The 11,870-nt window shown below is 67.8% G+C and carries 11 protein-coding genes; all 11 read right to left on the bottom strand.

The genetic code is table 11. The features are described 5' to 3' along the window. The 11 genes from D7X74_RS14815 to gspC all read right to left on the bottom strand — a co-directional run bounded on the left by D7X74_RS14815 (window position 1) and on the right by gspC (window position 11,648). Window positions 1–1,428 (bottom strand): general secretion pathway protein GspK, encoded by a 1,428-nt coding sequence (locus D7X74_RS14815; protein ID WP_120533610.1) that lies wholly within the window; start codon window positions 1,426–1,428, stop codon window positions 1–3. After that, the gene (locus D7X74_RS14810; RefSeq protein WP_120533609.1) at window positions 1,428–2,102 is read right to left on the bottom strand and encodes a type II secretion system protein GspJ; all 675 of its coding nucleotides are present in this window, start codon (window positions 2,100–2,102) and stop codon (window positions 1,428–1,430) included. The genes D7X74_RS14815 and D7X74_RS14810 overlap by 1 nt, the downstream gene beginning before the upstream one ends. Beyond that, a complete protein-coding gene (locus tag D7X74_RS14805; RefSeq protein ID WP_120533608.1) occupies window positions 2,099–3,034 on the bottom strand; it encodes a prepilin-type N-terminal cleavage/methylation domain-containing protein in 936 nt (311 codons plus the stop codon). The genes D7X74_RS14810 and D7X74_RS14805 overlap by 4 nt, the downstream gene beginning before the upstream one ends. Continuing rightward, window positions 3,031–3,762: a prepilin-type N-terminal cleavage/methylation domain-containing protein gene (locus D7X74_RS14800; RefSeq protein WP_120533607.1), complete on the bottom strand. Its 732-nt coding sequence runs from the start codon at window positions 3,760–3,762 to the stop codon at window positions 3,031–3,033. Before D7X74_RS14800 ends, D7X74_RS14805 begins: the two co-directional genes overlap by 4 nt. Next, entirely contained in the window at window positions 3,759–4,235 is a 477-nt protein-coding gene (locus D7X74_RS14795) for a type II secretion system protein GspG (RefSeq protein ID WP_120533606.1), read from the bottom strand. The genes D7X74_RS14800 and D7X74_RS14795 overlap by 4 nt, the downstream gene beginning before the upstream one ends. 61 nt (window positions 4,236–4,296) lie before the next feature. Continuing rightward, complete coding sequence (gene gspG / locus D7X74_RS14790) at window positions 4,297–4,716, bottom strand: type II secretion system major pseudopilin GspG (protein WP_120533605.1); 420 nt, start codon at window positions 4,714–4,716, stop codon at window positions 4,297–4,299. A gap of 76 nt (window positions 4,717–4,792) precedes the next feature. Further along, complete coding sequence (locus D7X74_RS42990) at window positions 4,793–4,939, bottom strand: hypothetical protein (RefSeq protein ID WP_158622234.1); 147 nt, start codon at window positions 4,937–4,939, stop codon at window positions 4,793–4,795. A 20-nt stretch (window positions 4,940–4,959) separates the two neighbouring features. Then, complete coding sequence (gspF, locus tag D7X74_RS14785) at window positions 4,960–6,216, bottom strand: type II secretion system inner membrane protein GspF (RefSeq protein ID WP_120533604.1); 1,257 nt, start codon at window positions 6,214–6,216, stop codon at window positions 4,960–4,962. Window positions 6,217–6,222: 6 nt separating this feature from the next. Then, window positions 6,223–8,049 carry a type II secretion system ATPase GspE gene (gene gspE / locus D7X74_RS14780; protein ID WP_120533603.1) on the bottom strand — a complete coding sequence of 609 codons (1,827 nt, stop codon included), beginning with the start codon at window positions 8,047–8,049 and terminating at the stop codon, window positions 6,223–6,225. A 4-nt stretch (window positions 8,050–8,053) separates the two neighbouring features. Further along, complete coding sequence (gene gspD, locus D7X74_RS14775) at window positions 8,054–10,705, bottom strand: type II secretion system secretin GspD (RefSeq protein WP_120533602.1); 2,652 nt, start codon at window positions 10,703–10,705, stop codon at window positions 8,054–8,056. Window positions 10,706–10,730: 25 nt separating this feature from the next. Continuing rightward, on the bottom strand, window positions 10,731–11,648 hold the full coding sequence (gene gspC, locus D7X74_RS14770) for a type II secretion system protein GspC (protein ID WP_199732804.1): 918 nt from the start codon (window positions 11,646–11,648) through the stop codon (window positions 10,731–10,733). Window positions 11,649–11,870: the final 222 nt, after the last annotated feature.

Genomic DNA, 11,870 nt, shown 5'->3' with positions numbered 1-11,870 from the left:
CTATTCCTCTCTGTAATACACGAGCTTGCCCAGCCCGTCGTCCAGGCGGATGACCGCGGTGAGCGTCTTCTGGACGCTGCCCGCTTCTCCCACGGACTTGATGGTGAATGTCTTGCTCTTGTCGCCCAGGTAGCGGTTCTGCGCGACGTTGCCCTTGATGGCCGGGTTGACCGCGATGCCCGCCTGCTCCACCACGCCCACGAAGTCCTGCACCGACATGCCGAAGAAGCTGAACATGCGCGCGGCGCGGATGCGGCTGATGAGCTCGTTGAGGAACACCGGGTCCGTCAGGCGCGGGTCCGGCCGGTTCGGATCCGCGGCGGACATGATGGCCAGCCCCAGCATGATGGGGTCGTCGGTGTTGATGTTCGGCTTGGAGTTGATGTCCGGGTACACCGTGAGCCGGTCGCGGAAGGCCGCCATGAAGCGGTCGTTGACGCCGTGGATGCGGTACAGCTCATCCAGGCTGTCGAAGCGCGCGTTCTTGACCTCATAGCGCGGCTCGTAGCGGCTGTACGCCGAACCCTCGTCCGCGAAGCCCGCGACGAAGGGGTTCGTGGGGTCCTTGGGGTTGAGCGCCGACTGCGTCGCGTCCTCATCCGCCCAGTCCTTCAGCGCGATGACGGCGTCCTGCGGCGTGGAGCGCACGTGGTTCGCGTCGTCCTGCTGCCAGAGGAATTCGAAGCGCTTGTCGCTCAGCATGTCCATCATGCGCGCGGCGGTGGCCTGCGCCTCCGCGCCGCCGGTGTTCAGGCGCATGACGTTGAGCTTCTCCTCCTCGTCGGTGATGGTCGCGAGGAAGCAGCCCTCGAAGCCGCCGAAGGACCGGCGCTGCATCTGCGACGCCATCTGCATGGCCGCGCCGCCTTCTTCCCCGTCATCCATCTGGAAGTTCGGATCTACCTCCACGGGGTCGTTCTCCAGCCGGCTGCGGGTGCCGCCGCCGCTGTCGTCCACCACCGTGGCGCCGTCGCTCTTCACCAGCCCCTTGAGCATGTGGCAGTCCACCCGGGCCAGCTTCCACAGCTGGATGTTGAGCGACTGCGGCTGGAACGCCGTACCGCCCGCGGCCGGGGGCTGCCCCCCCATGAACTGCGACAGGATGCTCGCCGGGTTGGGGATGGGCGTCTGGTCCACCTGCTTCTGGAAGCGCATCAAGAGCCGCCCCAGCGCCAGGCCCGAGCGGGCCATGTAGTAGGCGCGCACTTCATCGCGCTGGTTGGCCGCCAGTTGCAGGTCCACGCGGCTGTTGTACGCGAACTCCGTGGCCACCACCGTGAGCAGCGCGATGGAGACGATGGCGATGATGAGCGCTACGCCGCGCGAGCGCTTGTCGCGGCGCACGGCCTTCGTCGCCGGAGCGCCCGGGACGGGGGCCGGCGCCTGCCTGCGACGGCGGGACACCTGTCGGAAGAAGGAGGGGGCCATCAGTTGAACCTCGGCAGTTCCGTGTTGAGCACGATGCGCGTCTGCGTGGTGTAGCGCGCCTCCTTGCCCGACTCGTCCAGGGCGACGACGGTGATGCGCACGCGCGTGGGGAGGATGGCCTTCTTCTCCGTGCGCCGCGTGTCCCACTCGTCATCCCACTCCTTCTTCTCCGAATCCCAGTAGGCGAACTCCACGCTCTTGACGCCCTCGAAGAGCACGTCCGTGGAGCCGCCCCGGTCCATGCGCTCACCCACGTTGGGGTTTACCCGGCGCTTCAAATCCAACCGCTGGCGCGTGGCGCGCTCCGAGGAGTTCTCCACGAAGTACTCCACCACCGCCTGGTCGGACTCCTTCACGTCCGTGTACAGCCGCTGGTGCGAGAACGTGGTGAAGAGCAGCTTGTCGCGCTCGCCCACGAAGTTGGTGGGCCGGTCGTTCTGGTCGCGGAAGCGGCGCAGGTCGTAGCGGTCGCTCACGTAGGCGGAGCCGATTTCGCGCGCCATGCGGTTGAGCGACACGCGCACCATGCGGTAGCGCTCCGCCTCGCCCTCCACCACTTCCTTGGCGTTGATGCCCGTCTGGAAGGCCATGGCCACGACGGTGCCCATGAGCGCGGTGATGGAGACGGCCACCATCACCTCCATCAGCGTGAAGCCTCGGGAACGCCTTCTCATCGGATGGTCCCTCGGCCCGGCATGGGCAGGTTGGGGAAGCCCCCGCGGCCGCCGCCGAAGATGCCGCCCGGCGCGCGCGGGTTGATACCGCCCGTGCCGCCGCCCGGCTGTTGACCGCCGCCCCGGTTGAGTTCGTCCAGCAACTGCTGGCGGTTGCGCAGGGGCTGGCGCGTGTTCGGATCCAGCATGCTTCCGTTGGGCCCCGGGATGGGGTTCTCCACCACGCGGCCGGTGGCGTCCACCCACTGGTCCGAGGCGCCCGCCGTGCTGCCGCCCGCGGCGTTGGTCGTGGCGCCGCCGTTGCGGTCGCCGCCCGGCCCCAGCGACACGACGTGGGTCACCACGTCCACGCTCTCCACCTGGGTGCCTTCCTTCCAGTACACGGTGAGGTGCACCTCGCGCACCGCCTTGGTGAGCTGGTCCACCATCTGCGTGAACATGGGCTGCGCCATGCCCATCGCGGCCCCGCCCAGCGGGCTGGACGTGGTGCTGCCGGAAGCGCCGCCCTTGTCACCGCCGCCCGCGCCGCCGAAGAGGCCGGCCAGGCCCCCCAACGGGTCTCCGCTGTCTCCGCCCCCGCCCATGGGCAGGTTGAAGATGGCGCCAATGAGCTGATCCGGCGTCACGCCGTCCGTCTTGGGCGCGATGATGCGCGCGCGCCACTTGAACTGGGGCCAGCCGTCCTCGGAGAAGTCGCCGGACTGCTCGTCGTCGTCCACGTCGAAGCCGTCGTCGTAGAGCTTCTGTTCCAGGTCCGTCATCTTCGAGCGGGCCAGGAGCGACGCGACGGTGAGCCGCTTGGTGTAGACGTGGTTGGAGACCGCGCCCGCGTTGAGGTCGAAGATGGCCATCAGCGCCACGCTCAGGATGGCCATGGCGACCATCGTCTCCAGCAGGGTGAAGCCCCCCTTGCGTCGAGTCGGATGTCTCATGAGCGGGGCACCTCCAGCGCCTCGGATGCGATGTTCACCTTGCCCGTCAGGGGTGACACGTCCAGCGTCCACGCGTTGTCGCCCTGGCGCAGGAACACCATGGCCTTCTCCGTGTACCCCTGCGGGAAGAAGTAGAGGTAGGCGACGCCGCTCTCCACCGGTTCACGCTGTTGCCGCGTCCACACCGACACGGCCACACCCGCCGGCAGCTCGCGCGGGGAAATCTCCTCCGCGGTGTACGCGGAGAAGGTGGACTGGGACTCGATGCGCGTCTTCTCCTGCTCCATCAGCTCCTGCGCGGACGGTGACGAATTGTCCGAGCGCGTGTAGTTCTTGCGCTCATCCTGTCCACCGCCGCTGCGCGCCGCCTTCTCCCGGTCGCGCTCGTCCTGGCGGAGCGCGTTGTCCCGGTCGCGCGCGGTGGTGATGCCGCCCGCGGCGCATTCCGCGTGGTACTTCGTGGGCTCCTCGCGCTTCGGGTCCGGGATTTCGAACACCAGCCGGCACGTCTTGCCGCTGAGCGCCGCCGAGTCGTAGAGCGACCGGATGACGCCCGCCAGCTCCGTCGCGCTGCCCTTCGCCTTGGCGCCCGTGAGCGCGCCGATGCCCACCGTCACCGCGGCGAACAGCACCGCCGCGATGGCGATGGCGATGGAGATCTCAATCAGCGTGAGGCCGCGGGGCGCACCCCGGCGGCGGGCAGGACGAGGGGACATGGCGGACGTCATGGCTGCACCCCCTGTGCCACGATGCCGCCGCTGAAGAGGTCCGCGGCGTCGCCGGTGCCGCCCGGCTTTCCGTCGGAGCCCAGGGACAGCACGGCGCCCGTCTTGCCGGCCATGCGGTAGAGGTACGGGCGGCCCCACGGGTCGATGGGCGGCCCATCCAGCACCTTGGAGGCGATGAGCGGGGTGAAGCCCTCCTCCTGGGAGGGGAAGAAACCCATCAGCCGGTGGTGGGCCTTGAAGAAGCCCTCCAGGCGGCGGATCTGCTCGCGCGCCTGGCGCTGCGTGGGCGTGAGGGTGTTGTCCTCGGTGGCCCACACCAGCGCGAACGCGAGCAGGGTGGCGACGCCAAACACGCCCAGCAGCAGCAGGCGGCCCAGGCGGGAGGACGCAGCGCGGGCCTTGGGGGCGGGCGCGCCAGGAACGGGACGCGCCTCACGCGCGGACGTCGGTGAGGAAGTGTGCTCGGGAGTCATCTCGGGCATTCCTACGACAACACGCGGGAGGCGCGGCTTTGCTTCAGGAAGAAACGGACGCCTACGGCTTGGGCCCCGTGTCCTTGGAGGAGATGTCGGCGTCGGAGCCCTCGCCGCCCGGGTTGCCGTCAGCGCCGTAGCTGGTGATGACCGGCTTGCCGCCCTCGTTCATGTACACGTACTCCTTGCCCCAGGGGTCCGTGGGCATGCGCTCCAGGTTCTGGGTGTCCACCAGCGCCTTGAGGCCCGTGGCGGTGTCCGGGTAGGAGCCCTTCTTCGTGTAGTAGAGCTTCATCGCGCTCTGGATGTTCCGGATGTCCAGGCGGGCGGTGTCCTGCTTGGCCTCTTCCAGCTTCGGGATGACGGCCACGCCCACCGCCGCCGCGATGAGCCCGAGGATGGTGATGACCACCATGATCTCGATGAGGGTCATGCCGCGGTTGCGGCGGCGCTGCTGCTTCTTCGCGTTCGTCGTCGTCATGTCTTCACTCACCTTCGGGTGACTGACTTTCTGGCAGGCCACCCGGCCTGGGGTGTGTCGGGATGTCAGGGGCGCTTCAGGGAGGGCCGTGGTGCCCGGAGGCCGTAGGCGGCTCCCGGTGGGCATACAGCGAGGCTCCCACCGTCGCCAGCGTGGCGGCCAGGGCAATCAGCCCCACCAGCGTCGCGCGTTGGATCCACCGGTCGAGCGTGTCGTTCATCATGGGCTCGGGCTCTCCGCCTCCTAATGGATGGCCGTGTTCACCTGCAGAATCGGCATCAGGATGGAGAGCGCTACGAATGCAATCATCACGCCCATCACCACGATGAGCAGGGGCTCCAGGAGGCTGGTGAGCGCACCGATGCGCACGTTCACCTGCGTCTCGTAGGAGTCCGCCACGGAGAGGAGCATGTCCTCCAACTGGCCGGATTTCTCACCGATGGCGACCATGTGGTACACGAGCGGCGGAAACTGGCCGGACCGCTTGAGGGGCGTGGCGATGCTTTCGCCCTCGCGGATGGACTCGCGGGCGTTCTCCACCGCGTCCGCCAGCACCGAGTTCGTCATCACCGCCTTGACGATGTCCAGCGCGGCCAGCATGGGCACGCCGCTCTTGAGCAGCGTGGACAGCGTGCGCGCGAAGCGGGAGATGGCCAAGAGGCGCACGAGGCTGCCGAAGATGGGGGCCTTGAGCGTGAAGCGGTCCCACTTGGGCTTGCCCTTGGGGCTCTTCGTCCAGCGCATGAAGAAGATGAAGCCCGCCACGAGGGACGGAATCACCAGGAACCACCACGCCTGCATGAAGTTGGACGCGCCAATGAGGATGCGCGTGTTCAGGGGCAGGGTGGCCTTCATCGTCTCGAAGATCTTCGTCACCTTCGGCACGACGAACACCATCAGCAGCACCAGGATGCCGCCGCCCACCAGCAGCATGATGGCGGGGTAGAGCATGGTGCCGATGATCTTCTGCTGCAGCTTGGCCTGGTTCTCCGTGAAGTCCGCCAGCCGCAGGAGCACCGCGTCCAGCGCGCCGGAGGCCTCACCCGCGCGCACCATGTTGATGTAGATGCTGGGGAAGATCTTGGGGTGCTGGCTGAACGCGTCCGCCAGGGACGAGCCTTCGTTCACGCGCTGCTTGATGTCGGAGAGGGCGCGCTTCAAGCGCTCCTTCTCTGCCTGGTCCACCAGCGCGTTGAGTGAATCCACGATGGTGACGCCCGCGCCCAGCAGGGTCGCGAGCTGGCGGGTGAGGATGGCGACGTCCTCCGTGCTGACGCGTCCGCCGGCCAGCTTGCGCAGGTCCACGTCGCGCGCCACGAGCGACGCGTTGGCGCCCTTGGACACGCCCACGCGGCTGCCCTCCGCCTGCCCGAGCACGTCGGTCAGGAAGATGCCGTCCGCGCGCAGCTTGGAGCGCAGCGTCTTGGGCGAGTCCGCCTCCAGCAAGCCCTTCTTCTGCTTGCCGTGGGAGTCGAGGCCTCTGTATTCGAAGACGGGCATGGCGGACTAGATGTCCTCCTGCGTGATGCTCAGGACTTCAGCGATGGTCGTCTCGCCCAGGGCGATCTTCCGTACGCCGTCATCCAGGAGCGTGATCATGCCCTTGGCGAGCGCGGACTTCTTGATGGTGGAGGCGTCCACGTTCTTGAGCACCAGCTGGCGCACGTCGTCGTCCACGAAGAGGAACTCGTAGATGCCGGAGCGACCGCGGTAGCCGTTGCGGTTGCACGACGGGCAGCCCACCGCCTTGTAGATGCGGTCGGTGTTGAAGCGCTCCTTGAAGCTCTTGAACGTGAAGCCCAGCTCCTTCAGGTCCGCGTCCGTGGGCGTGTAGGGCGCGCGGCAGTCCGGGCACACCCGGCGCACGAGGCGCTGGGCGAGGATGCCGGTGAGCGACGAGGCCACGAGGAAGGGCTGCACGCCCATGTCCACCAGACGGGTGACGGCGCCGGCCGCGTCGTTGGTGTGGACGGTGGAGAGCACCAGGTGGCCCGTGAGCGAGGCCTGGATGGCGATCTCCGCCGTCTCCTTGTCGCGGATTTCACCGACCATGATGACGTCCGGGTCCTGGCGCAGGAAGGAGCGCAGGCCTTGTGCGAACGTCAGGCCGATCTTCGGGGCAATGGCCATCTGGCCAATGCCCTTGAGCTGGTATTCGACCGGGTCCTCGACGGTGAGGATGTTGAGGTCGGACGTGTTGATCTTGGAGAGCGCGCCGTAGAGCGTGGTCGTCTTGCCGGAGCCCGTGGGGCCCGTCACCAGCACGATGCCGTGCGAGCGCTTGATGACCGACTGCATGGACTCCAGCACCTGCTGGCTCATGCCGATTTCGGCCAGGTCCAGCAGCGTCGCCGTCTTGTCCAACAGACGCATGACGATGCGCTCGCCGAAGGACGTGGGCGTGGTGGACAGACGGATGTCGATGTCGCGACCGGCCAGCTTGATGCGGATGCGGCCGTCCTGCGGCAGGCGCTTCTCCGCGATGTTGAGCTGCCCCATCACCTTCACGCGCGCGATGATGGAGTTCTGGTAGCGCTTGGGCGGCTTGATGACTTCCTGGAGCACGCCGTCGATGCGGAAGCGCACCAGCAGCTCGCGCTCCATGGGCTCGATGTGGATATCGCTCGCGCGCTCCTTGGCGGCGCGGAAGAGCACGGAGTTGACGAGCCGGATGACCGGGGCCTCGTCGTCCGCGTCCAGGAGGTCCTTGGGCTCCTCCAGCTCGTGCGCCAGGGAGTCCAGGTCCTCCGTGGTCTCCATCTCGTCCACGAGGTCCTCGGTCTCGTTGACCGAGCGGTCGTACACGCTGTTGATGGCGTCCACGATGGTGGAGGCCAGCGCGATGCGGGGCTGGATGCTCTGGCCCAGGAGCAGCCGCGCGTGGTCCAGCGCGGTGGTGTCCAGCGGATCCGCGACCGCGAGGACGACCTCGTCGCCTTCCAGGGACAGGGGCAACAGCTGCGTCTGGCGGGCGAAGTTGATGGGGATGCGCTTGACGAGGTCCGCGTCCACCTCCTCCGCGAAGATGCGCTGGAGGTAGGGCAGGTCCAGCTGGTGGCCGAGCGCTCGCGCCACGTCTTCGTCGGTGACCGCCTTCATGCCCACCAGGATTTCGCCCAGCCGGCCGCCCTTCTCCTGCTGCGCGGCGAGCGCCTCCTGGATCTTCTCCGGGGTGAGGGCGGGCACGAGCGCGCGGAGGATCTCCCCGAGCGGCCGGCCACACAGGTACGCCTGTCCGTGGGCGACGACCTGGGTGGAGTCGTTGCGGCCGCCCACCCCGTCGGTGGACGCGTCAGCGGCTTGGAGGGTCGTGGGGTCGGCGGTCAGGTTCATGGAGTCATTCCCCATTTCCCGGCTGGATGCGCAGCCGGTCGGCGTCGGCGTCCGGAGCGGGCGCGATCACCTCGGGTTGCGGGGCCGGTTCAGTGGGCACTGATCTCTCTGAACCCTCCGGCGCCGCCTCTAAATTTCGCGGCGCCTGGTCGCCCTCGGGGGCGGTGCCGTTCGGCGAAGCAGGCGCTTCGCTGGCGGGCTGACCCGCGGGCCGGCCACCGGGCTGGGGAGACGCCGGGGCGCCGGGGGCGGGGCTGCCGGCCGGGCGGATGACGCGCTCGTTGGTGGTACCGGGACCACCGTTCTCCACGCGCTGCTCCTCCTTGATGACGGACTGGTTCATGCGCGACAGGGGGCCGGGCTTGCGGCTGAAGTCCACCGCCACGTCGTAGCCGGGCACCTGGCCGTAGAACTGCTCCACGAACTGCTGACGCTCCTTCATCTTGCGCTCGAAGATGCGCCGGAAGTCCTCCTGGCCGCGGATGATGTAGGGCGTGAGGAAGAGCAGCAGGTTCGTCTTCGTCTTGCGGCGCGTGGTGTCGCGGAACAGGTGGCCCAAGAGCGGGATGTCACCCAGCACCGGCACCTTGGAGACGGACTCCAGGGTGCGGTCCTGCATGATGCCGCCGATGACGACCGTCTCCATGTCCTTGGCGATGACCGTCGTCTTCGCGCTGCGCTTCGACGTGGTGGGGCCGAGCACCGGATCCGACGAGGCGATCTCCTCCGTCTGCTCCGTGATGACGAGGCGGATGTAGTCGCTCTCGTTGATCTGCGGCTTCACGGTGAGCTTCAGCTCCACGTTCTGGCGGGTGATGGGCGCGTACAGCGAACCCAGACCGCCCAGCGAACCCAGCAAGGACGGGGTGATGCCGCCGGTGGTGCCGCCGCCCGTCACCGCGCCGCCCAGGCTGGACGGGGAGAAGCCGGACTGGAAGGGCACGTTCTGGCCCACCGTGATTTCGGCCTCCTCGTTGTCGCTGGTGAGCAGGTGCGGCGTGGACAGCACGTTCACGTCGGAGGACTGCTGCATGGCGTTGAGCACCACGCCGAAGGCCGGGATGTCGATGCCCAGGTTCTTGAGCTCCGGCAGGACGGGTCCCTGGATGCCGGCGAGGAAGCCGCCCATGCTGGCCAGGTTCGCCAGCGAGAAGGACGGGGGCACGCCGCCGCCGGCGTAGTTGGTGCCGAGGATGCCGGGGATGGCGCCGTCGTCCGTCTTCAGGCTGAAGCCCTGGTGGAAGTTGATGCCGAACTCGCTGTTGCGGTCCAGGTTCACTTCCATGATGACCGCCTCCACGAACACCTGGCGGCGCGGCTGATCCAACTGCTGGATGATCTTGACGATGTTCTTGTAGTCGGACGGGCTGGCGACGATGACGAGGGAGTTGGTGCCCTTGTCCGCGGAGATCTTCACCTCGCCGCTGAACAGCTCCGCGGCCTGGGTGGTCGTCGCGCGCGGGATGCCCTGGGGCTGCTGCACCACGGGGCCGCGCTGCGGGCGGTTGGCGGTGCCCTGCGCGAGCGACTGCAGGGTGCTGGCCAGCTCCTCCGAGTTGGCGTTCTCCAGCGGGTAGACCTGGATCTTGTTGCCCGTCTCCGACGGGATGTCGACTTCCTTGACGATGTCCTGGATGCGGCTGAACGCGGCGGGGCTGGCCACGATGATGAGCTTGTTGGTGCGCTCGTCCGGGATGATCTGCGACAGCGTCACCGCGCCGCCGGTGTCGGTGCCGGCGCCCGGGGCGACGCCGCCCTCGCCGGGGGGCTGGCCGGGGGCGCCCTGCGGGAAGCTGCCGGGGCGCTGGCCGGGGCGCGCGCCGCTCTTGGCTTCAAAGAGCTTCTGGACGGTGTTCGCGACGTCCTGGGCGGTGGCGTACTGCACCTGGATGACGCGCATCTCATCGCTGGAGGAGCGGCTGTCCAGCTGGTTGATGAGGCGCTCCAGGCGGTGGATGTTGGAGCCCACGTCGTTGACGATGATGGTGTCCGGCGGGTACGGGATGGTGTCGCCGTCCTTGGACACCAGCTGCTGGAGCACGCCGCGCAGGGGCTCCACTTCCACGTACTTGATCTTGAACAGCTTGGTGATCATCTGCTCGTTCGTGGTGTACGGCGTCGACTCGTCCACGATCGTCGGGATGGGGTTCTGCTTCGCGGAGCGCTTGTCCACGATCTTCAGGAAGCGGCCGTACGGGTAGACGGCGAGCCCGTTGGCGTCCAGCGCGGCCAGGAACGCGGAGTAGAACGAGTCCGCGTCCACCTCCACGCGGCCGTTCTCCGGACCGATGATGGAGATCTTCCCGCGCACGTTCTCCGGGAGGATGAACGTGCGGCAGGTGGCGTCCGACACGGTCTGGACGAGCTTCTCGATGTCCACCTTGTCGAAGTAGATGCCGTAGCGCGCGCGGCGCCGGGCCTCTTCACACGAGGGCGTCTGGCGCGGACCCTGGTTCTCCTCCGGGGCGGCGGCGGCCGTGCCCGTGGCGCGGGCCGGCGGGGTGGTCCCCTGCGGGGTGATGGTGCGGTCGCGGTCCCGGTCGCGGTCAGGGGCGGCGGGAGTCGTACCGGGCTGCGACGGACGGCGCTGGGCCCACGCGGGCACGGAGAGCGCGAGGCACAGACAGAGCATCCAGGACGGGAGCGTCGTCTTCATGGAGGAGCGGGCGCTGACGGGGTGTTTAACGGACGTTGTAGGATTTGCGGATCGGCGCTCCGTTGCGCTCGATCTCGATCTCGATACGAGAGGAGTCCTTCAGCTTCGAGTAGACCTCCAGCGCCTTCTCGGGGCTGTTCAGGTCGAAGCCGTTGATGCGACGGATGACGTCACCGTTCTGGACGCCGATCTTCGAATAGATGGAGTCCGGGCGGATGGAGAACAGCTTGAAGCCCACCGCCTGACCATCCTTGAAGGCGGGCACGATGCGCGCCTGCATGGCCACGTCGTTGAGGTTGCTCAACGTCTTGTCGATCTCCGCCTTGGGGACTTCGTACTCGTTCTCCCCGGTGGACTTGATGCCGTTGCCCAGGCCATTGGGCGTGGTGGCGGCCGGCGCGGTGACGGGCGGGGTGTAGGCGGCGACGGCGCCGTCCCCGGGCTGCCCGTCGATGAACTCCTTGCGGCCGCCGTTGTTGATGATGACGCGCTCGCGTTCAATCTCCATGACGGTGGCGCCCATCAGGTTGTTGCCGATCATGTACGTCTGCGAGCGCTGCGTGGTCATGTCCTGGATGGACGCGAACGACCAGTCCGGGTTGCCGGCGACGAGCGTGCCCAAGAGCTTCACGCGCAGGCCGCTCTTGGCCGGCGGCGCGTTGGCGTCGAACTCCGGCCGGGCTTCGTCCGGCGCCTTCACCGCGACCTCCGGCTCCGGCAGCTTGACGCCGGTGAGCCTGGACAGGCGCTCCGCGTCGATGGACGCCAGCGTGGTGTCCGCGGCGTGGGTGCGCTGGGCGACGCGCGCGGGCGCCTCTGACGCGGGGGAGGGGGAGATGGAGGATTCGACGAACAGATTCACCGTGCGCGCCGCCAGCAGGGCGACGAGCAGGATGAACAGCAGGTTCACGCTCCAGAAGTATTTACGAAAGAAGAGTTCCATCACGCTTCCGGGAGAAAGCCAGCCCCACATGGGACCGTGAGCAAGGCAGGTGCCATCGCTGGGCGGGTTTGAAACCCAGGACTTACGGCCAAGTCCGCGAAATTATTTCGGAATAGGACGCGGCCCTGGTGGCGGGCGCGGGGCTGACAACGCGTCCGGACAATTTGTCAAAAGCGGGCGGGGGCCGGTGTGACGGCCTGTCAGTCCGGCGTCCCAGGGGGG

The sequence above is a fragment of the Corallococcus sp. CA047B genome (genome assembly GCF_003612065.1).
GTDB lineage: Bacteria > Myxococcota > Myxococcia > Myxococcales > Myxococcaceae > Corallococcus > Corallococcus praedator.
Note: the sequence above shows the minus strand (reverse complement) of the source record. Positions and strands in the feature narration are given on the sequence as shown.

Excerpts from the sequence above, each read along its gene's own strand:
- D7X74_RS14815 (WP_120533610.1), bottom strand. The coding sequence starts at position 1,428 with ATGGCCCCCTCCTTCTTCCGACAGGTGTCCCGCCGTCGCAGGCAGGCG.
- gspD (WP_120533602.1), bottom strand. The coding sequence starts at position 10,705 with ATGAAGACGACGCTCCCGTCCTGGATGCTCTGTCTGTGCCTCGCGCTC.
- D7X74_RS42990 (WP_158622234.1), bottom strand. The coding sequence starts at position 4,939 with ATGATGAACGACACGCTCGACCGGTGGATCCAACGCGCGACGCTGGTG.
- gspC (WP_199732804.1), bottom strand. The coding sequence starts at position 11,648 with ATGGAACTCTTCTTTCGTAAATACTTCTGGAGCGTGAACCTGCTGTTC.
- gspG (WP_120533605.1), bottom strand. The coding sequence starts at position 4,716 with ATGACGACGACGAACGCGAAGAAGCAGCAGCGCCGCCGCAACCGCGGC.
- D7X74_RS14810 (WP_120533609.1), bottom strand. The coding sequence starts at position 2,102 with ATGAGAAGGCGTTCCCGAGGCTTCACGCTGATGGAGGTGATGGTGGCC.
- D7X74_RS14805 (WP_120533608.1), bottom strand. The coding sequence starts at position 3,034 with ATGAGACATCCGACTCGACGCAAGGGGGGCTTCACCCTGCTGGAGACG.
- gspF (WP_120533604.1), bottom strand. The coding sequence starts at position 6,216 with ATGCCCGTCTTCGAATACAGAGGCCTCGACTCCCACGGCAAGCAGAAG.
- D7X74_RS14800 (WP_120533607.1), bottom strand. The coding sequence starts at position 3,762 with ATGACGTCCGCCATGTCCCCTCGTCCTGCCCGCCGCCGGGGTGCGCCC.
- D7X74_RS14795 (WP_120533606.1), bottom strand. The coding sequence starts at position 4,235 with ATGACTCCCGAGCACACTTCCTCACCGACGTCCGCGCGTGAGGCGCGT.
- gspE (WP_120533603.1), bottom strand. The coding sequence starts at position 8,049 with ATGAACCTGACCGCCGACCCCACGACCCTCCAAGCCGCTGACGCGTCC.